Origin of the sequence: Streptomyces sp. NPDC127106, from assembly GCF_042677605.1 — a bacterium.
GTDB lineage: Bacteria > Actinomycetota > Actinomycetes > Streptomycetales > Streptomycetaceae > Streptomyces.
The window spans coordinates 57417-77239 of sequence record NZ_JBHXTC010000032.1 but is presented as its reverse complement, the minus strand read 5'-3'; the positions used below and the strand labels follow the sequence as shown (position 1 = coordinate 77239).

Annotated in this window: 24 protein-coding genes and 1 tRNA gene; 7 read left to right on the top strand and 18 right to left on the bottom strand. The window is 72.5% G+C overall.

Annotation, left to right across the window (positions count from 1 at the left end; translation table 11 throughout):
• The first annotated feature begins 66 nt into the window (after positions 1–66).
• Entirely contained in the window at positions 67–705 is a 639-nt protein-coding gene (locus ACFVGY_RS24635) for a TetR/AcrR family transcriptional regulator (protein WP_385680784.1), read from the top strand.
• Between the two features lie 44 nt (positions 706–749).
• On the opposite strand, the gene ACFVGY_RS24630 is transcribed toward ACFVGY_RS24635, so the two are convergent.
• From ACFVGY_RS24630 to ACFVGY_RS24575, 12 genes are all read right to left on the bottom strand, one after another.
• A complete protein-coding gene (locus ACFVGY_RS24630) occupies positions 750–2372 on the bottom strand; it encodes an MDR family MFS transporter (RefSeq protein ID WP_385680782.1) in 1623 nt (540 codons plus the stop codon).
• Positions 2369–2839: a MarR family winged helix-turn-helix transcriptional regulator gene (locus tag ACFVGY_RS24625; RefSeq protein ID WP_385680780.1), complete on the bottom strand. Its 471-nt coding sequence runs from the start codon at positions 2837–2839 to the stop codon at positions 2369–2371. The genes ACFVGY_RS24630 and ACFVGY_RS24625 overlap by 4 nt, the downstream gene beginning before the upstream one ends.
• Positions 2840–3000: 161 nt before the next feature.
• Positions 3001–3780, bottom strand: a complete 780-nt coding sequence (locus tag ACFVGY_RS24620) for a hypothetical protein (protein ID WP_385680778.1) — start codon at positions 3778–3780, stop codon at positions 3001–3003.
• A gap of 118 nt (positions 3781–3898) precedes the next feature.
• Entirely contained in the window at positions 3899–4738 is an 840-nt protein-coding gene (locus ACFVGY_RS24615; RefSeq protein ID WP_385680776.1) for an RNA polymerase sigma factor SigF, read from the bottom strand.
• Between the two features lie 220 nt (positions 4739–4958).
• Positions 4959–5807: an RNA polymerase sigma factor SigF gene (locus ACFVGY_RS24610; RefSeq protein WP_385680774.1), complete on the bottom strand. Its 849-nt coding sequence runs from the start codon at positions 5805–5807 to the stop codon at positions 4959–4961.
• Between the two features lie 212 nt (positions 5808–6019).
• A complete protein-coding gene (locus ACFVGY_RS24605; RefSeq protein WP_385680772.1) occupies positions 6020–6166 on the bottom strand; it encodes a hypothetical protein in 147 nt (48 codons plus the stop codon).
• Between the two features lie 376 nt (positions 6167–6542).
• Positions 6543–6830, bottom strand: coding sequence for a hypothetical protein (locus ACFVGY_RS24600; RefSeq protein WP_360621037.1), 288 nt, complete (start codon positions 6828–6830; stop codon positions 6543–6545).
• Positions 6831–7110: 280 nt separating this feature from the next.
• Positions 7111–7195 (bottom strand) — tRNA-Ser (locus tag ACFVGY_RS24595).
• Positions 7196–7288: 93 nt separating this feature from the next.
• Positions 7289–7780 (bottom strand): tRNA adenosine(34) deaminase TadA, encoded by a 492-nt coding sequence (tadA, locus tag ACFVGY_RS24590; RefSeq protein ID WP_385680770.1) that lies wholly within the window; start codon positions 7778–7780, stop codon positions 7289–7291.
• A complete protein-coding gene (locus ACFVGY_RS24585; protein ID WP_385680808.1) occupies positions 7780–8325 on the bottom strand; it encodes a hypothetical protein in 546 nt (181 codons plus the stop codon). The genes tadA and ACFVGY_RS24585 overlap by 1 nt, the downstream gene beginning before the upstream one ends.
• A gap of 362 nt (positions 8326–8687) precedes the next feature.
• Entirely contained in the window at positions 8688–8888 is a 201-nt protein-coding gene (locus tag ACFVGY_RS24580) for a hypothetical protein (protein WP_179177827.1), read from the bottom strand.
• 115 nt (positions 8889–9003) lie between these two features.
• Positions 9004–9948, bottom strand: a complete 945-nt coding sequence (locus ACFVGY_RS24575; RefSeq protein ID WP_385680768.1) for a universal stress protein — start codon at positions 9946–9948, stop codon at positions 9004–9006.
• A 228-nt stretch (positions 9949–10176) separates the two neighbouring features.
• On the opposite strand from ACFVGY_RS24575, the gene upp reads away from it, so the two are divergent.
• Positions 10177–10812, top strand: a complete 636-nt coding sequence (gene upp, locus ACFVGY_RS24570) for a uracil phosphoribosyltransferase (RefSeq protein WP_114058231.1) — start codon at positions 10177–10179, stop codon at positions 10810–10812.
• A gap of 76 nt (positions 10813–10888) precedes the next feature.
• On the opposite strand, the gene ACFVGY_RS24565 is transcribed toward upp, so the two are convergent.
• Together ACFVGY_RS24565 and ACFVGY_RS24560 are read right to left on the bottom strand one after the other, a co-directional pair.
• The gene (locus tag ACFVGY_RS24565; RefSeq protein WP_385680766.1) at positions 10889–11542 is read right to left on the bottom strand and encodes a LytR C-terminal domain-containing protein; all 654 of its coding nucleotides are present in this window, start codon (positions 11540–11542) and stop codon (positions 10889–10891) included.
• 247 nt (positions 11543–11789) lie between these two features.
• Positions 11790–12086 carry a type II toxin-antitoxin system VapB family antitoxin gene (locus tag ACFVGY_RS24560; protein WP_114058229.1) on the bottom strand — a complete coding sequence of 99 codons (297 nt, stop codon included), beginning with the start codon at positions 12084–12086 and terminating at the stop codon, positions 11790–11792.
• Between the two features lie 92 nt (positions 12087–12178).
• On the opposite strand from ACFVGY_RS24560, the gene ACFVGY_RS24555 reads away from it, so the two are divergent.
• Entirely contained in the window at positions 12179–13792 is a 1614-nt protein-coding gene (locus ACFVGY_RS24555) for a helicase HerA-like domain-containing protein (RefSeq protein WP_385680764.1), read from the top strand.
• 133 nt (positions 13793–13925) lie between these two features.
• Positions 13926–14858 (top strand): glucose-6-phosphate dehydrogenase assembly protein OpcA, encoded by a 933-nt coding sequence (gene opcA / locus ACFVGY_RS24550; protein ID WP_385680763.1) that lies wholly within the window; start codon positions 13926–13928, stop codon positions 14856–14858.
• Here the strand turns inward: opcA and ACFVGY_RS24545 are convergent.
• Both ACFVGY_RS24545 and ACFVGY_RS24540 read right to left on the bottom strand, forming a co-directional pair.
• Complete coding sequence (locus tag ACFVGY_RS24545; protein ID WP_385680761.1) at positions 14807–15364, bottom strand: cupin domain-containing protein; 558 nt, start codon at positions 15362–15364, stop codon at positions 14807–14809. The two genes, opcA and ACFVGY_RS24545, sit on opposite strands and share 52 nt — an antisense overlap.
• Positions 15365–15464: 100 nt before the next feature.
• On the bottom strand, positions 15465–16085 hold the full coding sequence (locus tag ACFVGY_RS24540; protein WP_385680759.1) for an HhH-GPD-type base excision DNA repair protein: 621 nt from the start codon (positions 16083–16085) through the stop codon (positions 15465–15467).
• 116 nt (positions 16086–16201) lie between these two features.
• Here ACFVGY_RS24540 and ACFVGY_RS24535 point away from each other — a divergent pair, with 116 nt between their 5' ends.
• Positions 16202–17020 carry a VOC family protein gene (locus ACFVGY_RS24535; RefSeq protein WP_385680757.1) on the top strand — a complete coding sequence of 273 codons (819 nt, stop codon included), beginning with the start codon at positions 16202–16204 and terminating at the stop codon, positions 17018–17020.
• A 160-nt stretch (positions 17021–17180) separates the two neighbouring features.
• The gene (locus tag ACFVGY_RS24530) at positions 17181–17600 is read left to right on the top strand and encodes a molybdopterin-binding protein (RefSeq protein WP_385680755.1); all 420 of its coding nucleotides are present in this window, start codon (positions 17181–17183) and stop codon (positions 17598–17600) included.
• A 41-nt stretch (positions 17601–17641) separates the two neighbouring features.
• Here the strand turns inward: ACFVGY_RS24530 and ACFVGY_RS24525 are convergent, their stop codons facing one another.
• Positions 17642–18277 (bottom strand): TetR/AcrR family transcriptional regulator, encoded by a 636-nt coding sequence (locus ACFVGY_RS24525; RefSeq protein WP_385680753.1) that lies wholly within the window; start codon positions 18275–18277, stop codon positions 17642–17644.
• A gap of 120 nt (positions 18278–18397) precedes the next feature.
• Between ACFVGY_RS24525 and ACFVGY_RS24520 the strand changes: the two genes are divergently transcribed.
• Positions 18398–18763 carry a cupin domain-containing protein gene (locus tag ACFVGY_RS24520; RefSeq protein WP_385680751.1) on the top strand — a complete coding sequence of 122 codons (366 nt, stop codon included), beginning with the start codon at positions 18398–18400 and terminating at the stop codon, positions 18761–18763.
• 116 nt (positions 18764–18879) lie between these two features.
• On the opposite strand, the gene ACFVGY_RS24515 is transcribed toward ACFVGY_RS24520, so the two are convergent.
• Positions 18880–19776: a phosphorothioated DNA-binding restriction endonuclease gene (locus ACFVGY_RS24515; RefSeq protein WP_385680749.1), complete on the bottom strand. Its 897-nt coding sequence runs from the start codon at positions 19774–19776 to the stop codon at positions 18880–18882.
• Positions 19777–19823 lie beyond the last annotated feature (47 nt).

The window sequence follows — 19823 nt, the reverse complement described above, 5'->3', positions numbered from 1 at the left end:
CTCTAGCATCAAGGGGACGGACCGGGCATTCCGGGCTGATCCAGCTGTTGTGAGGAGGGTGCCTCCATGGCGACCGCGGCCGATCCCGGCAACACCCGGACCAGCGTGTGGCTGTCCGTCCGTCCCGCCGCACCCGCCAGACGCCGCAGCGGTGAGGGCGCGTTCGGGCTCGACCGGGAGCGGATCACGGCCGCTACGGTGCGGCTGCTCGACACCGAGGGGCTGGCCCGGTTCTCCATGCGGCGGCTCGCGTCCGCGCTCGGGGTCGCCGCGATGTCCCTCTACTGGTACGTCGACACCAAGCACGACCTCCTCGAACTCGCCTTGGACCGGGCCCTGGGCGAACTCCCGCTGCCGCCCGGCGGGCCCGCGGACGCGGCGCGCGAGGGGTGGCCCGGCCGGCTGCGGCTGCTGGCCTGCGGATACCGCCGGCTGTTGGCGGACCACCCCTGGGTGGGGCCGCTGGCGGCCGCGTACCCGAACATCGGGCCGCACGCCCGCGCCTTCGACGCCGCCCTGCAGCGGCTGCTCGATGCCACCGGCCTGGCGGATTCGGGCCGGACCGGCGCCCATCTGGCGGTGTGGCAGTTCCTGCACGGCTGCGGGGGCACCTCCCGGAGGGTGCCCGACGGGGACTTCGGCCTCGCCCTCGACGTGCTGATCGCGGGGATCGAGGCGAAGGCCGCCGCCGAGCCGGTCCCGTAGCCGCCCTGCCCCGTAGCCGCCGGCCCGGACCCGAGGGTGTGGGGCTACTCCTCGGAAGAGGCGGCCGGGGCGTGCACCGACGGCTTCGACTTCAGGGCGACCTCCTTGATGAAGACCACCAGGAGCAGCGCGAGGAGCGCCGAGGGCGCGGCGTAACGGAACACGTCGCCGACGCCGTGCCCGTAGGCGGACTCGACGACCTCGCGCAGCGGCGCGGGCAGCGTGTCGAGGTCGGGGATCCCGCCGCCGGCGGTGCCGCCGTGGCCCAGTGCGGCCGCCTTGGGTCCCAGGGCGGCCAGCCCCTCCTGGACGTACCGGGTGACGTGGTGGGCCATCACCGCGCCGAGCGCCGAGACGCCCACGGCGCCGCCGAGCGAGCGGAAGAAGGTGACGACGGAGCTGGCCGCGCCGAGGTCCTCGGGGGCCACCTGGTTCTGTGTGGCGAGGACCAGGTTCTGCATCATCATGCCGAGGCCGAGACCGGTCAGTGCCATGCATCCGGAGATGTGCCAGTACGGGGTGTCGTGGCGCAGGGTGCCCAGCAGCCCCAGGCCGGCGGTCAGGAGCACGCCGCCGGAGACGAGCCAGGCCTTCCACCTGCCGGTCTTGGTGATCACCTGGCCGGAGACGGTCGAGGAGACGAAGAGCCCGCCGATCATCGGGATGGTGAGGATTCCGGACATCGTCGGGGACTCGCCGCGGGCCAGCTGGAAGAACTGGCTGAAGAACACCGTGCCCGAGAACATCGCGATGCCGACGAACAGCGAGGCCGCGGAGGCGAGGCTGATGGTCTTGTTGCGGAACAGGCGCAGCGGGATGATCGGGTCGCTCGCGCGGGACTCGACGAGGAGGAAGAGCAGGCCGAGGCCGACGGCGCCGCCGGTCATGGCCAGTGTCGTCCGGGAGATCCAGGCGTAGGAGTCGCCGGCCTGCGTGACCCAGATCAGCAGCAGCGCGACGGCGCCGCTGATCAGGAGGGCTCCCAGCCAGTCGACCTTGACGTCGCGGCGGACCACCGGCAGGCGGAGCGTCTTCTGCAGGACGATCAGGGCGATGACGGCGAAGGGCACGCCCACGTAGAAGCACCAGCGCCAGCCCAGCCACTCGGTGTCGGTGATGACACCGCCGAGCAGCGGGCCGCCGACGGTGGCGACGGCGAAGACCGCGCCGAGGTAGCCGCTGTAGCGGCCGCGCTCGCGCGGGGAGACCAGCGCGGCCATCACGATCTGGGCGAGCGCGGACAGGCCGCCGACGCCGATGCCCTGGACCACGCGGCAGGCGATGAGGGTTTCGGTGTTCTGCGCCATGCCCGCGACGACGGAGCCGAGCACGTAGATGACCAGCGAGGCCTGGACCAGCAGCTTCTTGCTGAAGAGGTCGGACAGCTTGCCCCAGAGCGGGGTTGCCGCCGTCATCGACAGCAGGGTCGCGGTGACGACCCAGGTGTACGAGGACTGGGTGCCGCCGAGGTCGCTGATGATCTGGGGCAGGGCGTTGGAGACGATCGTGGACGACAGGATCGCCACGAACATGCCGAGCATCAGCCCGGACAGCGCCTTCATGATCTGCGGGTGGGTCATCGGCGCGGGGGACGATGCGGACGTGTCGCCGGAGGAGGTCTGCGGCAGTTCGCCTCCCCGCACACCGGAGGGTGTGGTGGTGGTCATGGGGTTCCTTCGTCTGGGAGCTCGACCGTCCGGAAGCTCGACCGGAGCCGGGCCAGCAGGCTGTTGAGTACGTCGATGTCGTGCGCGGACCAGTCGGCCAGGGCCTGTTCCAGCGCGAAGGTGTACCGGGCGGAGGCCTCGGCCAGGAGCGCGGAGCCGGCCGGGGTGAGCCGCAGGATGCGGCAGCGGCCGTCGCCGGGGTCGGCGTCGCGCGTGATCCACCCGCGGTCGGCGACATGGGCGACGTGGCGGCTGGTGACGGAGATGTCGATCGCCAGGAGGTCGGCCAGCCGGCTGAGCCGCATCTCGCCGTGGCGGTCGATCAGGGTGAGGACGGCCGCGGAGGCCGGCGGGCAGTCCGGGGGGAGGTGACGGGCGAGTTCCCGCTTGACCGCGCCGACCCCGGTGAGCCGGCGGGCCAGCTCCTCGTAGCGGGTGCTGTGGTCCGCGGCCGCGTGCGGGGTCACGGGTCCCCTCCATTTCGTTGCTTCAGGCAACCGTAGAGAGATTGGTTGCTACAAGCAAACGAATCTGGGGAAGGAGGCGGTAAAGGAATCGGAAAGCCCGCTAGGGTCCTGGGCCATGGCTTCAAACCACACCTCACCGGCCCCGGACGCCGGCCACGAGGTCAGTTCCAGCCGGCCGTGACCCTGCGGGTCTCCACGTGCATGCCCAGCGGGACCCGCCAGGACTCGACGCACACGGTGTAGGCCTGCGTCCGCGCCTCCCCGCCGGCCAGGGGTGCCGGGAGCGCCTGGGTGGTGGTGACGGTGGCCCAGTCGATGCCGAGGGCGCCGATGATGTGCGTCTCGAACCGGATCGTGCCCGAACGGGACGCCGTGGTACCGGTGTTGGTGATCCCCACCGTCACGCGCTCGCACCAGCGGTACGCCGCCGGTGCCCGCACCGGAGCCGTCAGCACCAGGTTCGCCGGAGTGGTCGCGGGCGGGGGCGGGGTCCCGGGCGGCGTGGGCCCCGGCGGTGTCCCCGGGGCTCCCGGTGCTCCTGGCGCGGGGCCGGGGGGTCCGGGGATGCCCGGGGTGCCGGGTGCGGTGGGGTCATGGCCGCCCGGCGGGGTGCCGGGGGCCGGGGTGGGGATGCCGCTCGGGGAGGCCGTGGCTCCGCTCCGGCCGGAGCCGGCCGGGGTCTGCGCATCCGGGGAGGTGGGCGGCGTACCGGCGGAGGGGGCGGAGCCGCCCGCTGCGGCCGGGTCGCCGAGCTGCTGGAACTCCACCGGTCCCGGCGGGGCCACGTTGTCGCCGGGGCGCCGCTCGGGGCCCGGGGCCACGGCTCCTGCGGTGGTGTGGCCGTCGCGTGCGGCACCGCCGCAGCCCGTCAGGCCTGCGGCGGCCGTGCAGATGGACAGGGCGGCGAGCAGCGCGGCCCTGCGACGTCGTCCCGGTCGCATCGCCGCAGTGTTGCTGACGGCGCGTCAAATCGGAACCCCTGCCGCAGGGCCGGTTTCCGGTTGCCGGTTCCGGTCCCTCCGGTCCTGCTCCGGGACCGTTCCGGGACCGTTCCGGGGGCTAGTCGCCGATCAGGCCGACGCGCAGCTGCGCGAGGGTGCGGGTCAGCAGGCGGGAGACGTGCATCTGCGAGATGCCGACCTCCTCGCCGATCTGCGACTGCGTCATGTTGGCGAAAAATCGCAGCATGATGATCTGCCGCTCCCGGGCGGGGAGTTTGGCGAGCAGCGGCTTCAACGACTCGCGGTACTCGACGCCTTCGAGCGCGGTGTCCTCGTAGCCGAGGCGGTCCGCGAGGGAGCCGTCGCCGCCCTCGTCCTCGGGCGAGGGCGAGTCGAGCGAGGAGGCGGTGTAGGCGTTGCCGACGGCGAGCCCGTCGACCACGTCCTCCTCCGACACCCCCAGCACCGCGGCGAGTTCGGGCACGGTCGGCGACCGGTCGAGCTTCTGGGCGAGCTCGTCGCTGGCCTTGGTGAGCGCGAGGCGCAGCTCCTGGAGGCGGCGCGGGACGCGCACGGACCAGGAGGTGTCCCGGAAGAACCGCTTGATCTCGCCCACGACCGTCGGCATGGCGAAGGTTGGGAACTCGACCCCGCGGTCGCAGTCGAACCGGTCGATCGCCTTGATCAGGCCGATCGTGCCGACCTGGACGATGTCCTCCATGGGCTCGTTGCGGCTGCGGAAGCGGGCGGCCGCGTACCGCACGAGGGGCAGGTTCAGCTCGATCAGGGTGTCGCGCACGTACGCCCGTTCGGGGCTGTCCGCGTCCAGGGCGGCGAGACGCTGGAAGAGGGAGCGGGAGAGGGTGCGGGTGTCGATGGCTTCCGACTGCTCGGACACGGCCGGCGCCTCGCTCTTGACGAGCGTGAGCACCTTGGAGCTGCCCTGTTCTGCGGACATGCCACCCCCTTGAGGTCGCGGACGGTCGCGTACGGCGCGTCCGTCAGAGGAACGCAGCCTCCACCTGAATACCGGAGCCGGGGCTGCGGCAAACGCGGTTCCAGCAGAATGTCACATGTCGGCAACGCGCTGTAGCGCCAAGTCGACATATAACTCCAGCGATAGAGCGGAATGAGCCGGTTCTGTCGGGAAACCGTGCGGCGATGTCCACCCGATCCGGTTACGCCTCGATCCTGTTTGCGGACCGGAGCCGGGCGAAGCTCCGGGCGAGCAGGCGCGACACGTGCATCTGGGAGACGCCGAGCTCGGCACTGATCTGTGACTGCGTCAAATTGCTGTAGTACCGCAGCAGGAGGATCCGCTGTTCGCGCTCCGGCAGCTGTACGAGAAGGTGGCGTACGAGGTCGCGGTGCTCGACCCCGGCCAGCTCGGGGTCCTCGTAGCCGAGCCGGTCCAGCAGCCCGGGCAGGCCGTCGCCCTCCTGGGCGGCCTCCAGCGAGGTCGCGTGGTAGCTGCGCCCGGCCTCGATGCAGGACAGCACCTCCTCCTCGCTGATCCGCAGCCGCTCGGCGATCTCGTGCGTGGTGGGGGTGCGCCCGTGCAGGGTGGTGAGGTCCTCGGTGGCCGCGTTCACCTGGACCCACAGCTCGTGGAGCCGGCGCGGTACGTGGACGGTGCGCACGTTGTCGCGGAAGTACCGTTTGATCTCGCCGACCACGGTCGGCATGGCGAAGGTGGGGAACTGCACGCCCCGGTCCGGGTCGAACCGGTCGATCGCGTTGATCAGGCCGATCGTGCCGACCTGGACCACGTCCTCCATGGGCTCGTTCCGGCTGCGGAAACGGGCGGCCGCGTACCGCACGAGCGGGAGGTTGGCCTCGATGAGGGCCCCGCGTACCCGGTTGTGCTCGCTGCTGCCCGGCTGTAGGCCCTTCAGCTGCCCGAACAGGACCTGGGTGAGGGCCCGGGTGTCCGCACCCCGGCTCTGCGGTCTCGCGGGCGCAGGCGGCTCCTCCGGGGCGTCCTGCTGGGGCGGCACCTGAGGCGCCGTACTGGCCGACACGGTCACGCCACCCCTTCAAGTCAACTCATCCGTCAAAAGCGGTCATAGCATCACAAGACATGTGCACTGTGTGCAAGCACCGTATATCACCGTGTTGAGGGCAAGTTGGGCATAATGGGGCGTTCTGGGTGGGAGTGTCACGAGGGCGGGGAACGCAAAACCCCCCACCCGTCGGAGTGGGGGGCCGGTTAGTCCGGAAACCGCATCGGCGTACGGGTTCAGCTCACCAGTTCGGTCATGAACGCACCTATGCCGTGAGCGGCGTCGGAGATTCCCTGGAAGCCTATTTTGACGATGTCGGCCGCCTTCACCGGCTGGGTGATGATCACGAAGAGCACGAACACCACGAGCCCTCCCGTGATCATCTTTTTGGTCTCCATGAGCGGTGTCGGCCTCCCCAACCGGTCCTGCGAAGTCGGGTGAGTCTAACCGGTCGCATGAGGGCACTCACCCGGACTTTATGGACCAATGACCCTCCGTTCCGGGCCCTTTGCCACTGCCCGCGCGCCGCGGGCGCGGGCAGGATGGGAGGGACCCCACCGGTTCTGGCAGGAAACCGGTGGGTGAGGGACAGGGCCCCGCTGCGGGGTCCGGGCCGCACGCTTCCCCCTGACTGCGGCCCGGACATGCCGGCCCTGTCCGCGCCGGGGGAGCCGCTCGTCCCCCGACAGCGATTCCCTCGTCCCGCGCGCAGCAGGCCCCGGCTCCGGTCGGGGCCTGCTGCGCGTGCGGCGGCCGGAGCTACTCGATGCCGCCGAGGAGGCCGAGGACGGGCTCCACGGGCGCGATCACCGGCGCGAGCTGGTCCGGCAGCGTCATCAGCTGGTTGAGCTGGTTCAGGTCGTTGAGCTTGGCGCCGATCTCCTGGACGGAACCGGGCACGGCCCCCTCCGGCATGCCCGGGGCCGCCTGCGGCAGGTCGGGCAGGGTGAGCGGGGCCGCGGGGGCGGCGGAGGCGGCGGGTGCGGCGAGGCCCGCGGCGGCCCCCGCGAGGGCGATGGCGGCGAGCATGCGCTGGGTCTTGGTCATGCCGTGACAACGGCCGAGCGGGCGGCCGGTCACGCAGGCCCGGGGCGCGCTCACCGGTCGGAGTACCCGTGGGGAACGCAAGCCGGTCGGAGTAGCGGGGCGAACGCCCGCCGGCCGGAGTGCGCGCGGACGCGGCGATCGCGTGACCGCCCGTCGCCGTCGCCGTCGTCAGTCGCCCGTCGCTCGGCGCCCGGCGCGCGCCGTCCTCGGTGGCGGTCCCGGTTCCGGCCGGAAACCGCCGAGAGCCCCGGCCCTTGCGGGACGAGGCTCTCGATCGGAGCGGTAGCGGAGGGATTTGAACCCCCGATGGGTTGCCCCATACTCGCTTTCGAGGCGAGCTCCTTCGGCCACTCGGACACGCTACCGAGAGAGATCCTAGCCCAAGGACGCCCCAGTTCCGAAATCGGTATCCCCGCGGCCCGCCGAGCGGCCGCCGCGACGCCCCGCGCAGCGGGTCGTCACAGCTGCCGGAAGAAGTCCGTCAGCTGCTGGGCGCACTCCTCGGCGAGCACCCCGCGGATGACCTCCGGACGGTGGTTGAGCCTGCGGTCCCGTACGAGGTCCCACAGGGATCCCGCGGCGCCCGCCTTGTCGTCCCCGGCACCGTAGACGACCCGGGCCACCCGGGCCTGTACGAGTGCCCCGGCGCACATCACGCACGGCTCCAGGGTCACCACGAGGGTGCACCCCGGAAGGCGCCATTCCCCGACCCGGGCGGCGGCCCGGCGCAGTGCCAGTACCTCGGCGTGCGCCGTCGGGTCCCCGGTGGCTTCGCGTTCGTTGTGCCCGGAGGCGAGGAGGTCCCCGTCCGGGCCCAGCACGACGGCGCCGACCGGCACGTCGCCGGCCGGCACCGCCCGGGCGGCCTCCTGGAGCGCCAGGCGCATGGAGTCCCGCCACGGGTCCCGTACGGGATCGGGGCCGTGCGTGGGGTGGTGCTCGGCGATCACTAGCGGACGGCCTCCAGCACCTCGGTCGCGCCGAGCGAATCGGCGATCTCCGAGAGGGCGTCCCCGTCGAGGGCCATCAGTTCCTTGTGGCTCACCCCGAGGTCGTCCAGCAGCCGGGGGTCGCCGAGCGGTCCGGCCGGCACGGGTTCGGCGCCCGCTGCCGCTTCCTCGGCGTCGTCGTCCGCGTCCTCGAACGCGGCGATCCTGTCCTCCTCGCCGTCCTCGGTGCCGTCCAGGTCCAGTTCGTCGAGTTCGTCGTCCTCCTCGTCGCTGCCCAGCAGCTCGTCGGTCAGCATCGAGCCGTAGGAGCTGCGGGAGGCCAGTGCGGCGTTCGACACGAAGTACCGCGGGTCCTCCTCGCCGTCCACGCGGACGACGCCGAACCAGGCGTCCTCCTGCTCGATGAGGGCGACCACCGTGTCGTCGTCGACAGCGGCGGCACGGGCGAGATCGATCAGATCACTGAGGGACTCGACGTCGTCGAGTTCCATGTCGCTCGCTTCCCACCCGTCTTCGGTGCGCGCGAGCAGTGCGGCGAAATACACCGTGACTCTCCCACTGGTCATAGGCGTGCCGGTTGGAGGTCCCCCCGGCCGGAGGTGGGAAGGGTTGGAACGGCCGCCCTGCTCGCCGTTTCGTGCCCCGCCCAATCGGCATCGTGGCAGAAACAGCGGCTTTGCGAGAGGTCTTCCGCGCTTGCGTCGTGCCGTGCCGCGTGCGGTGGCGGGTACCGGACGGCCCGCAGGCCACCCGTGGCTCACGGGCGTACGGCCCGGCGGAGCGGCGGCGGAGCGGCTGCCCGGGCGTACGGGGCGTACCGCCGACCGGCCGTCGCCCGTGCGCGTGGCTCCGGCGCGGCGCGCCGCTGCCACGCGGGGCGCCGCCCACGCGGCAGCGGCGGCGTCCGTCACCAGCGGAACGTGCGCATGCGCATCTGCTGGCGCATGCGGGCCGCGCGCGCCCGGCGCGGCTGGACGCGGTCGCGCAGGGCCCGCGCTTCCATCAGGTCGCGCAGGAACTGCGCGCGCCGCGCTCTGCGCTGCGCCGCCGTTTCCGGCGCGCCGTCCTCGCCGCCGCGGTCGTCTCGTCTCGGCTGCGTGTCGGGCATCGGCCACCACCCACCCCGGCTGGTCCGGTCGTCGTCCTCCTCCGCCGGTGCGAAGCAGACCCCCCGCACCCCCACCTTCCCCCGGTCGGGCCGATTGATGCCACCCCCTTGCAGGTCAGGCGTCGTCCGAGAGGGTGGGGACGACGGCCACCGGACCGTGCGCGTGGTGCAGGACGGCGTGCGCCACCGAGCCGATCGCCACGTTGCGGATGGTGCGGCGCGGGTGGTGGCGGCCCACCACGACGAGGGCCGCGGCGCGCGAGGCGTCGACGAGGCGGCCCGCCGCGTCCCCGGGCACGGCGGCCTGGGCGACGGGCACGCCGGGCCAGCGCTCCCGGAACGGGGCCAGCCGCTCCGTCTGGGCGCGCAGCATCTCCCGCTCGGCGGGCACGGCGTCCGCACCGTCGGCGAGCCCTTCCGGGGTGAGTACGGCGAACGGGGTGTCGACCATCACGAGGGGCGTCGGCGGGATGGCGTACGCGGAGACCACCTGGACGGTGGTCCCCCGCGCGGCGGCCTCCGTGAAGGCGAAGGCCAGGACGTCGTCCGGGGTCTCGGAGGCGTGCAGCCCGAGCACCACCCGGCCGGCGGAGGGATCCGTACCGACGGCCTCCTCGTCCCGCGTCTCGTGCGGGACGACCACCACCGGGCAGCGGGCGGTCGCGGCCACGGCGTGGCTGTTCGAGCCGAGCAGCAGGGCCGTGAAGCCGCCGCGCCCACGGGATCCCATGACCAGCATCCGGGCCTCGGAGCCGATCACCCGCAGAGCTTCCGGGACGGAGCCGGTGAGGGCCTCGTAGTGCACCTCCGCCGGCAGTTCGGGGGCCTCGGCGAGCAGGTCCCGGATCCGCCCGGCCACCGGATCGGCGTACGTCTCCGGGGCGGCAGGGTCGGAAAGCGCCTGGCGGCGGGCCGTGTACAGCTGGGACTCGTCGGGCAGCACATGGGCGACGAGGAGGCCGGTCCCGTGCCGCAGGGCGGCCTGCCGGGCCCACTCCAGGGCCCGCAGGCTGTGCTCGGATCCGTCGACGGCCGCGATCACCGGTGCGCTGCTGCTCACCCGTCCAGCGTGCTGGGCGCGGGCGCGGGCCGCATCCCAGGGGCGCGCGTGCGCACGGGGGAGCACGGCCGGGCGCGGCGGGGGACGTACTGCCGGGCGCGGCGGGCCGTTCGGGCGCACGGGGGTGCGTGCACCGCGTAGCCTTTCGGGTGTGGGTCGCGCAAAACGTTGCGGCCGTTTTTTGCAGGTCGCAGGTCGAAACCCGACTCTTGAGCCTTGGAGGATGTTGTGCGTTTGCAGGTCGTCGATCACCCGTTGGTGGCGCACAAGCTGACCACTCTGCGCGACAAGCGCACCGACTCCCCCACCTTCCGCCGCCTCGCCGACGAGCTGGTGACGCTCCTCGCGTACGAGGCCACCCGGGACGTGCGCACCGAGCAGTCGGACATCGAGACCCCGGTGGCCCCGACCACCGGCGTGAAGCTCTCGCACCCGCGCCCGCTGGTCGTGCCGATCCTGCGCGCCGGCCTCGGCATGCTGGACGGCATGGTGCGGCTGCTGCCGACCGCCGAGGTGGGCTTCCTGGGCATGGTCCGCAACGAGGAGACCCTGGAGGCCTCCACGTACGCGACGCGCATGCCGGAGGACCTCTCCGGGCGCCAGGTCTACGTGGTCGACCCGATGCTGGCCACGGGCGGCACGCTGGTCGCGGCGATCCAGGAGCTGATCAAGCGCGGCGCCGACGACGTGACGGCCGTGGTGCTGCTGGCCGCGCCGGAGGGCGTCGAGGTCATGGAGCGCGAGCTCGCGGGCACGCCGGTGACGGTGGTGACGGCCGCCGTGGACGAGCGGCTCAACGAGCACGGCTACATCGTGCCGGGGCTGGGCGACGCGGGCGACCGCATGTACGGCTCGGCGGAGTAACCGCCGCAGGACGGCGGTCCTGGCGTGGTGAGACCGGGGCGCGGGGCGCGAGGGCGTTTCCACGCCCCGGTCGGCGTCAGCAGGTGGCGGCGGGCGCGGGCTGCGGGTTGGCCAGCAGGGCCAGTTCCTTGTCCGCGGCCTCCTGCGGGCTGAGCTGCGTGAAGGCGTCGCCGAGAATCAGGTCGACGTCGGCGCCCTCGCGGGCGTCGTTCTGCAGGGTGTCGCCCTCGATCTGCGTGCCGAGGACGGAGTAGACCGCCTTGTCGGTCTTCGCGGAGCCGAGCAGTATCCCGGTTCCGGGGACCTTCTTGTCGAAGTCGGCGGGGGCGTTGCCGACCTGACCGACGGTGAAGCCGCGCTTCTTCAGCTCGTCACCGACGGCCTTCGCGAGTCCCGCGCGCTGCGTGGCGTTGTACACGTTGACCGTGATGTCGCCGGGCTTCGGGAGCACGACCGCCGGGGCGGCGCTGGCGGCTGCTGCCCCCGGCTTCGGCTCGGCGCTCGGGCAGTTCCCGCCGGCGGTGGTGCGGAGCTTGCCCTGGCCGTCACCGTCGCCGCGGAACACGTGGATGAGCTGCAGTGATCCGTAGGCCAGCACGGCGAGACCGAGGACCGCGCCCAGCACGGTGAAGACGATCCTGCGGCGGCGCCGAGGTCGACCCAGACGGGGGTAGGCCGTCCCCGTGACGCGGTACTTTCCGCCCATGCCGGGGGGAGTGAGCATGCTCATGGGCGCAGCGTAATACCAGCCGGGGTGGATGCCCACCAAATGATCTGTTGATAGGGCAAGACCGACCCGAAAGGCGCAATTCGCGCAAAATGGCCCCGTAGTGGGAGTTTTCGGGCCATGTCGGGCCGTGCGGGGCCGCGCAGGGGCGTGCCGACAGAGCGGCGTGCCGCGCCGGGTTCGGGCGGGCCGGTTCCGGCGGCCGGGTGTCGGCACCGGCACCGGTGTGCGGCGGGTGCCTGCCGGGGCGTCAGTCCATTTCGAGGACGCGCGCGTGCAGCACCTGGCGCTGCTGCAGGGCCGCGCGCACGGCGCGGTGCAGCCCGTCCTCCAGGTACAGGTCGCCCTGCCACTTCACGACGTGCGCGAAGAGGTCTCCGTAGAAGGTCGAGTCCTCGGCGAGCAGCGTCTCGAGGTCCAGCTGCCCCTTGGTCGTCACCAACTGGTCGAGCCGGACCGGGCGCGGGGCGACATCCGCCCACTGCCGGGTGGTTTCCCTGCCGTGGTCGGGGTACGGCCGCCCGTTTCCGATGCGCTTGAAGATCACACGGAAAGCCTACCGGGCCGGTGGCTGCGGGCGCAGCCTCGCACCGGCGGTGCAAAAGTGGCATTCAGCGCTATATCGGGAGTGAGTGTCGTATGAGCGAGAGCACCGACCCCGCGTCGCCGGCCGACCGGATCGCCGCTGGATACGCCTTCACCGGACCCGCGCTCGACCTGGGTGCCCTGCTCTGGGACGGAACCTGCCTGCCGGACCGGCAGATTCGCATCCCCCTCGCGATGCTGAACCGGCACGGCCTCGTCGCCGGCGCCACCGGCACCGGGAAGACCAAGACGCTCCAGCTCATCGCCGAGCAGCTGTCGTCGGCCGGAGTGCCGGTCTTCCTCGCCGACATCAAGGGGGACGTCTCGGGGATCTCGGCGCCCGGGGCCCCGAGCGACCGGACGGCGCAGCGGGCCGGGGAGGTCGGCCAGGACTGGCGGGCCGGCGGATGCCCCGCCGAGTTCTACGCGCTGGGCGGGATCGGGACGGGCGTTCCGCTGCGGGCCACGGTGACCGACTTCGGGCCGGTCCTGATGGCGAAGGTGCTCGGGCTCAACCGGACGCAGGAGCAGTCGCTCGGCCTGGTCTTCCACTACGCCGATGCCAAGGGACTGGAACTGGTCGACCTCAAGGACCTGCGGGCGGTCGTCGCCTTCCTCGTCTCCGACCGGGGGAAGGCCGAACTCAAGGGGATCGGCGGGCTGTCCTCGGCCACGGCCGGGGTGATCCTGCGCTCGCTGACCGCGTTCGAGCAGCAGGGGGCCGACGCGTTCTTCGGCGAACCGGAGTTCGACACCGCCGAGTTCCTGCGGACGGCGCCGGACGGGCGCGGGCTGGTGTCCGTACTGGAGCTACCGGCGGTCCAGGACCGGCCGCAGCTCTTCTCGACCTTCCTGATGTGGCTCCTCGCCGATCTCTACGGCGGGCTGCCGGAGGCCGGCGACCTGGACAAGCCCAAGCTCGTCTTCTTCTTCGACGAGGCGCACCTGCTGTTCAGCGGGGCGTCGAAGGCCTTCCTGGAGGCCGTCACGCAGACGGTGCGGCTGATCCGCTCGAAGGGGATCGGCGTCTTCTTCGTGACGCAGTCCGCCAAGGACGTGCCGGCGGACGTGCTCGGCCAGCTCGGCAACCGGGTGCAGCACGCGCAGCGCGCCTTCACCCCCGACGACGCGAAGGCGCTCAGGGCGACGGTACGGACCTTCCCCCGCTCGGAGTACGACCTGGAGGAGCTGCTGACCGGGCTGGGCACCGGCGAGGCCGTGGTCACCGTCCTGAGCGAGACGGGCGCCCCGACACCGGTGGCGGCGACGCGGCTGCGGGCCCCGCAGTCCCTGATGGGGCCGGTGGAGGCGGGGGCCCTGGAACGGACGGTGAAGTCCTCGCCGCTGTACGGGCGGTACGCGCAGCCGGTCGACCGGGAGTCGGCGTACGAGCGGATCGGCGCCGAGCAAGCGGCCGCCGAGGCGGCGGCGGAGGCGGCCGCGGCGGAGGCCGAGGCGGCGGCGGAGGCGGCCGAGCAGGCGGAACGGGCCGGGACGGCCGGGCCGGCGGTGGGGCGGCGCAGTACGCCGAAGGCGGAGCAGGAGCCGTCCCTGGCCGAACAGGTGGTGGGGAGCGGGCTGTTCCGCTCGCTGGCCCGGTCGATCGGGACCCAGCTGGGGCGGGAGATCTCCCGGTCGCTCTTCGGCACGGCGAAGCGCCGGAGATGAGCCGCGGGCGGAGCGGGCGGAGCGGGCGTGGTGGGCTGGGCGGGCGCGGCGCAGCGGATCCCGTGGTGCGCAGGTGACGGATGGCCACACGGTCGGGTGACACCGGTGCCGCGGGCGCTGACAGACTGCGGCCATGCGGACCGAACTCACCGACACCACGTCCGGCAAGGTCGACCGGGCCCTCCTCGACGCCCGCCGGGCCATCGGAAGCCCCGCCATGGGCCTGGTGCTGACGCTCGTCATCGTGACCGACGAGGAGAACGCGTACGACGCCGTCCGCGCGGCCTCCGAGGCCTCGCGCGAGCACCCCTGCCGCATCATCGCGGTGATCAAGCGCACCTCGCGCGGCTCGCACAAGCTGCGGCAGACCCGCCTGGACGCCGAGTTGCGCATCGGCTCGGACGCCGGGAGCGGGGAGATCGTGGTGCTGCGGCTGCACGGGGCGCTCACCGGCCAGGCGGGCTCCGTGGTCCTGCCCCTCCTCGTGCCGGACGCCCCCGTGGTGGCGTGGTGGCCGGTCGACGCTCCTGCCGACCCCGCCGGGGATCCGCTGGGCGCGCTGGCACAGCGCCGGATCACGGACGCCGAGGCGGCCGCGGACCCGCTCGCCGTGCTGGACGCGCGGGGGGCCTCGTACGCCCCCGGCGACACCGACCTCGCCTGGACCCGGCTGACGCCCTGGCGGGCGCTGCTGGCGGCGGCGATGGACCAGAAGCCGCTGCCGGTGACCGGTGGAGCGGTGGAGAGCGAGGCCGACAACCCGAGCGCCGAGCTCCTGGCGCGCTGGCTGGAGGACCGGCTGGCGGTGCCGGTGGAGCGGATCGTCACGGACGGGCCGGTGATCACCGGGGTCCGGCTGGACACCGCGCAGGGGCCGATACGGGTGAACCGCCCCGACGGCGCCCTGGCCTCCCTGATCCTGCCGGGCAGCCCGGACCGCAAGGTGGCCCTGAAGATCCGCAGCACTGCGGAGCTGCTCTCGGAGGAGCTGCGGAGGCTGGCCGCGGACGAGGTCTACGCGTCGGCGCTGCGCAGGCGGCCGGCCCAGGCGTCGCTCTCCGCGTAGTGGTTGTCGTACACCGGCTGGCTGTCCAGGATGTCCTGGACGGTGGCCTCGCCGGCGCGGACCCGGCCGAGCAGCCGGTAGTAGTCGAAGCGGCCCATGCCGGGGGTGAAGCCGACGAACACCTCGGCGGTGTGGCCCGGGTGCGGCGCGAAGGCGTGCTTGGTGCCGGGCGGGACGGAGAGGAAGTCGCCGGCGGTGAGGGTCCGGACCTCGTCGCCGACGAGGACGTCCAGCCGCCCGGACAGGACGTGGAAGAACTCGGTCGCCTTGGTGTGGAAGTGCACCGGGGCGCCGGCCGCGCCCTCCTCGAAGGCGGCCGTGTTGCAGGTGAGTTCGGCGGTGTCGGTGAGCAGGGTGATGGTGCTGCCGGGGCCGTCGGTGATGGTCTCGGCGGTGGCGGCGCGGGTGAGGACCTCGTGTCCCCCGGTCGTCTGCGTCGTCTGCGTCGTCTGCGTCGTCTGCGTCGTCTGCGTCGGCTGCTTCATCTTCATCGCTTCGCTGTTCATGACCACGAATCTACGCGCCCGGTTGACCGGTTGCAGGGGTCAATCAGGGCATGCATTCCCCGGTCAATTTCCGGGTCGAATCCCTCCCCGGCGGGCGGTGTCACCCCTTCGTCCTGCCCGGCTGCGGCTTGGGCTGCGTCTTCGCCTTCACCTTCGCGGCGGCCTTCATCTCCTGCTTGTACGCCCGCACCTTGGCCAGGGACTCCGGGCCGGTGATGTCGGCCGCCGACCGGTAGACGTCCGCCTCGCCGTAGCCCCCGGCCGCCTCGCGCCAGCCCTCGGGGCGCACGCCGAACTGCTTGCCCAGCAGCGCCAGGAAGATCTGCGCCTTCTGTTCCCCGAACCCCGGCAGGTCCTTGAGCCGCTTCAGCAGCTCCGCGCCGGTGTCCGCATCGACCCACAGGGCCGCCGCGTCCCCGCCGTAGTGCTCCACCAGGTACGCGCACAGCTGCTGGACCCGCTTCGCCATCGACCCCGGGTAGCGGTGCACGGCCGGCTTCTCGGAGAGCAGCGCGGCGAACGCCTCGGGGTCGTGGGCTGCGATCGTATGGGCATCCAGATCGTCCGCCCCCATCCGCTGGGCAATGGTGTACGGGCCGGAGAACGCCCATTCCATCGGCACCTGCTGGTCCAGCAGCATGCCGACCAGTGCGGCGAGGGGACTGCGGCCGAGTAGTTCGTCGGCCTCCGGTTGCTGGGCGAGCCGCATCGTGATGTCCATGGATCCAGCCTCTCGCGCGGCTGTGTTCCCCGCGCGGCCGGCGCACCGCGCGCCTAGCGTGAGTAACCGGAAACGGTCACGACCACGAACGCGTACGACACAGGAGTCGATCGATCATGGCTGAGTTCTCGGAAGGTGCACCCTGTTGGGTGGACGCGATGTTCAAGGACGTGGAGGGCGCGAAGGCCTTCTACGGCGAGGTGCTGGGGTGGACCTTCGGCGAGGCTTCCAGTGAGTACGGCAACTACACGCAGGCCTATTCGGACGGCAAGGCGGTCGCGGCCGTCGTTCCGCCGATGCCGGGCGCGGACGCCCCCTCGCAGTGGTGTCTGTACTTCGCCTCGCCCGACGCGGCGGCCACCGCCGAGAAGATCAAGGCGGCCGGCGGCGAGGTGATGATGGGCCCGATGCAGGTCGGCACCTTCGGCTCCATGGTGATCGCGCAGGAGCCGAGCGGCGCGGTGTTCGGTGTCTGGCAGCCCGGCGACCACAAGGGCTTCGAGAAGATGGGGGAGCCGGGTTCCTACGCGTGGGCGGAGGTCTTCACCCGGGACGTGGACAAGGTGGACTCCTTCCTCCCGCGCGTCTTCCCCTACGGCGCCCAGCAGATGGAACCGGGCGACAGCCCCGAGGCTGCCGGGATGGACTTCCGGGTCTTCAACGCCGGTGGCCCCGACAAGCCCGTGCTCGGCCGGATGCTGATGGGTGAGGAGTTCCCGCCCGAGATCCCCTCGTACATCCAGGTCTACTTCGCGGTCCCGGACTGCGACGAGGCCGTGGCGAAGGCGAAGAAGCTGGGCGGCGCGCTCCACTTCGGCCCGATGGACAGCCCGTTCGGCCGGTTCGCCGCGCTGACGGACCAGCAGGGCGCGGCGTTCGCCGTCATCGACATGTCGACGACGTCGGGCGAGATGCCGGGGATGACGGACGTCTGACCGACCGTCCGGACCCGAGGAGCGTGGCCGGCCGGCCACCCGCAGGCGTGGCCGGCCCGGCCGCGGCGGCGTACGGCACCACCCCTGCGCCACCACCCGCACGAGTCCCGAGCCATGAGTCACGAGTCACGAGTCACGAGTCACGATGGGGAAACCTTCCATGAGCCTGAGCATCCGCAACCGGCTGGTCGGCACCGTCACCGACGTCACCACAGGCGAGGCCATGACCACGGTGAAGGTCCGGCTGGAGGGCGGCCAGGACATCGTGGCCGCCATCACCAGCGACGCCGCCCGGGAGATCGGCCTCGCGGCCGGCTCTGCCGTCAGGGCCCTGGTGAAGGCCACCGAAGTGGCCCTGGCCAACGAAGCCGTCGACAACATCAGCATCCGCAACCAGTTGTCCGGCACGGTTGCCGGCGTCTCGGTTGGCGCCGCCATGGCCACGGTCACGGTGGTCGTCAACGACAGCGTGCTCACCGCGGCCGTCACCAAGGACGCCGTCGAGGCGCTCGGCCTGGCAGCCGGGTCCCCGGTGGTCGCGCTGATCAAGGCGACGGAGGTCGCCCTGGCCGTCGGCTGACCGGGGACCGCCCGCGGATCAGGGACTGCGGATCGTCCGGATCAAGCGGTCGCCGGGTAGTCGCCCAGGGCCCCGAGGAGGAGGGCGTAGGCGTGGTCCGCCTCCGGAGTCAGCACGGCCTCGATCTCGTCGTTGGTCCGCCCGGCCAGGGTGAGTTCCTGGACGCGCCGGAACAGCAGCCGGTCCGCGGCGGCGACCAGGGCTGCGGCGATCCTGGGGGCGATGGCCGGGGCCGTTTGCGGTGTCGCGGCGGCGAGGGCCTCGGCGAGCGCCGCCTCGCGCAGGTCGTGCAGCTCGCGCAGGCGCGCGCCGAGCGTGGGGCTGTCGTGGACCATGCGGACGAAGGCGAGCCCGGTGAACCCGGCGACCGGGCTGTGCTCGACCAGGGTGGCCCGGAAGGCCCGGCCGAGGGCGACGAGCGGCGCCTCGCCCGGCGGGCGCTCGGCGACCGTCCGCGCAAGGAGCTGCGTGAACACCTCGTGGTGGTCGAGGGCCAGGTCCTCCTTGCGCGGGAAGTAGTTGGTGACCGTCTTCTTCGCGACGCGCGCGGCAGCGGCGATCTCGGCGATCGTCGTCTGCTCGAAGCCCTGCTCGATGAAGAGCCGGGTGGCGCAGTCGGAGATCAGCTGCCTGGTCTCCTGCTTCTTGGACTCACGGAGCCCCAGCTCGGTACCCATGCGCAGAATCTTACCCTCGTAGCAAAATTTCCCTTGCCCCACTGGTTGCGCTGGACGTAAATTTACCTCCAGTATAAGAATCGCTCTTGCGACATCCAGCCCGAGGGAGGCGCCTTGTACGTGATCACCCCCACCGCCGGGAACGTCACCGAGACCCCGAACGCCCGTATGACGGGCCTGGCCGCGCCCAGCCGGGGCAGCACCGAGATCAGCACCTGGACCGTGGCCATAGAGGCGGGCCGCACCGGCCCCGAGCACTCCGTCAGCCGCGAACAGGTCTGGACGGTGACCGCCGGAGCCCTGGAGGTCACCTGCGACGGGCGCACCGAGCGGATCGCGGCCGGCCAGACCCTCGTCCTCCCGCCGGACCGGGTCCGCCGGGTCCACGCCCCGCAGGCGGCCGAGGCGTACGTCGCCATGCGCGCGGACGGCGTGGTCTCCGTTCCCGGCACCGAAGGCACCCGCCGCCTGCCCTGGGCCTCCTGACGCCCGTACCGCGGTCGGTCCACGGGGGCGGCAAGCCGGTGCGCCTGTGATCACCCGCGCGCTCCCCTGCCCGGTTCCGGGCCGGGGCTGGGGAGCTCGGGGGCTCGATCGGGTGATCAGCCGTCGGCGGCGGCCGGGCGCGGGGCGCCGTGGAAGACCTGGCTGGTGTGCCAGGACCGGTGGGCCGCCGCTATGGGGAGGGCGCCCGGCTGGGGGCCGATGAGCGGACGGCCCGCGAGGGCGGTGACGTGCTCGCGGGCCGCGGGGCTGCGGCCGACGAAGCGCTGGGAGACCAGGATGCGGTGGCCGTCGCCGATGCCGAGGACCCCCTTGTCGAAGAGCTTGTGGTGCAGCGAGCACAGGCACAGCCCGTTGTCGACCTCGTCGGGGCCGCCGAACGCCCACCAGTGGACGTGCGCGGCCTCCAGTCCGACCGGAACCGCCCCGATCCGGCCGTCGAAACCGCAGAAGGCGCACTGGTACTCGTACGCCGTGAGCACGAGCTCCCGCATCCGGCGGTCCCGCTGCCTCCGGGCGGCGGAGAGCCCCTGCGCGTCCGGCGGCTCCGGTTCCAGGCCGACCGCCGCGCACAGTTCGCCGTGGAGGGAGGGCGGGAAGTTCAGGTCGAGCAGGACCCGCACCATCCGCCCGAGCAGCGAGGGCTCCCGCCGCAGTGCCGCCCGCAGCTCCGGCGCCAGCCGCCCCGCGGCTCCCGCGGCCCGCAGCTCCCGGACCCCGTTGCCGGGGCTGCCCGGTCCGCGCTCGGTACGCACTTCCCACACCCCGTCGCTGACCAGGTGGTGGAACGGGTAGGCGGGCGTCGTCCTGTTGGTCGGGCCGTACTCGGCCAGCAGCTGCTTCAGGTCCTGCTCCACGGCGCTGTACTTCAGCTCGGCGCCGGCATCCTGCTGGAACCGGCCGAGCGCGTACAGGAAGAGCAGCGGCTTGTGCGGAGCCCGCGTGCCGCCCCTCGTCCACTGCCGCAGCCTCGCGGTGCTCTCGACCCAGTCCACGACCGGTGATCGTAGTAACGGCGGCGCGGCGCCCACCAGTCCGTTCC

Coding starts and splice junctions, on each gene's coding strand:
- ACFVGY_RS24635 (WP_385680784.1), top strand. CDS start 67: ATGGCGACCGCGGCCGATCCCGGCAACACCCGGACCAGCGTGTGGCTG.
- ACFVGY_RS24630 (WP_385680782.1), bottom strand. CDS start 2,372: ATGACCACCACCACACCCTCCGGTGTGCGGGGAGGCGAACTGCCGCAG.
- ACFVGY_RS24620 (WP_385680778.1), bottom strand. CDS start 3,780: ATGCGACCGGGACGACGTCGCAGGGCCGCGCTGCTCGCCGCCCTGTCC.
- ACFVGY_RS24615 (WP_385680776.1), bottom strand. CDS start 4,738: ATGTCCGCAGAACAGGGCAGCTCCAAGGTGCTCACGCTCGTCAAGAGC.
- ACFVGY_RS24605 (WP_385680772.1), bottom strand. CDS start 6,166: ATGATCACGGGAGGGCTCGTGGTGTTCGTGCTCTTCGTGATCATCACC.
- ACFVGY_RS24600 (WP_360621037.1), bottom strand. CDS start 6,830: ATGACCAAGACCCAGCGCATGCTCGCCGCCATCGCCCTCGCGGGGGCC.
- ACFVGY_RS24580 (WP_179177827.1), bottom strand. CDS start 8,888: ATGCCCGACACGCAGCCGAGACGAGACGACCGCGGCGGCGAGGACGGC.
- ACFVGY_RS24565 (WP_385680766.1), bottom strand. CDS start 11,542: ATGAGCATGCTCACTCCCCCCGGCATGGGCGGAAAGTACCGCGTCACG.
- ACFVGY_RS24555 (WP_385680764.1), top strand. CDS start 12,179: ATGAGCGAGAGCACCGACCCCGCGTCGCCGGCCGACCGGATCGCCGCT.
- opcA (WP_385680763.1), top strand. CDS start 13,926: ATGCGGACCGAACTCACCGACACCACGTCCGGCAAGGTCGACCGGGCC.
- ACFVGY_RS24545 (WP_385680761.1), bottom strand. CDS start 15,364: ATGAACAGCGAAGCGATGAAGATGAAGCAGCCGACGCAGACGACGCAG.
- ACFVGY_RS24540 (WP_385680759.1), bottom strand. CDS start 16,085: ATGGACATCACGATGCGGCTCGCCCAGCAACCGGAGGCCGACGAACTA.
- ACFVGY_RS24535 (WP_385680757.1), top strand. CDS start 16,202: ATGGCTGAGTTCTCGGAAGGTGCACCCTGTTGGGTGGACGCGATGTTC.
- ACFVGY_RS24530 (WP_385680755.1), top strand. CDS start 17,181: ATGAGCCTGAGCATCCGCAACCGGCTGGTCGGCACCGTCACCGACGTC.
- ACFVGY_RS24525 (WP_385680753.1), bottom strand. CDS start 18,277: ATGGGTACCGAGCTGGGGCTCCGTGAGTCCAAGAAGCAGGAGACCAGG.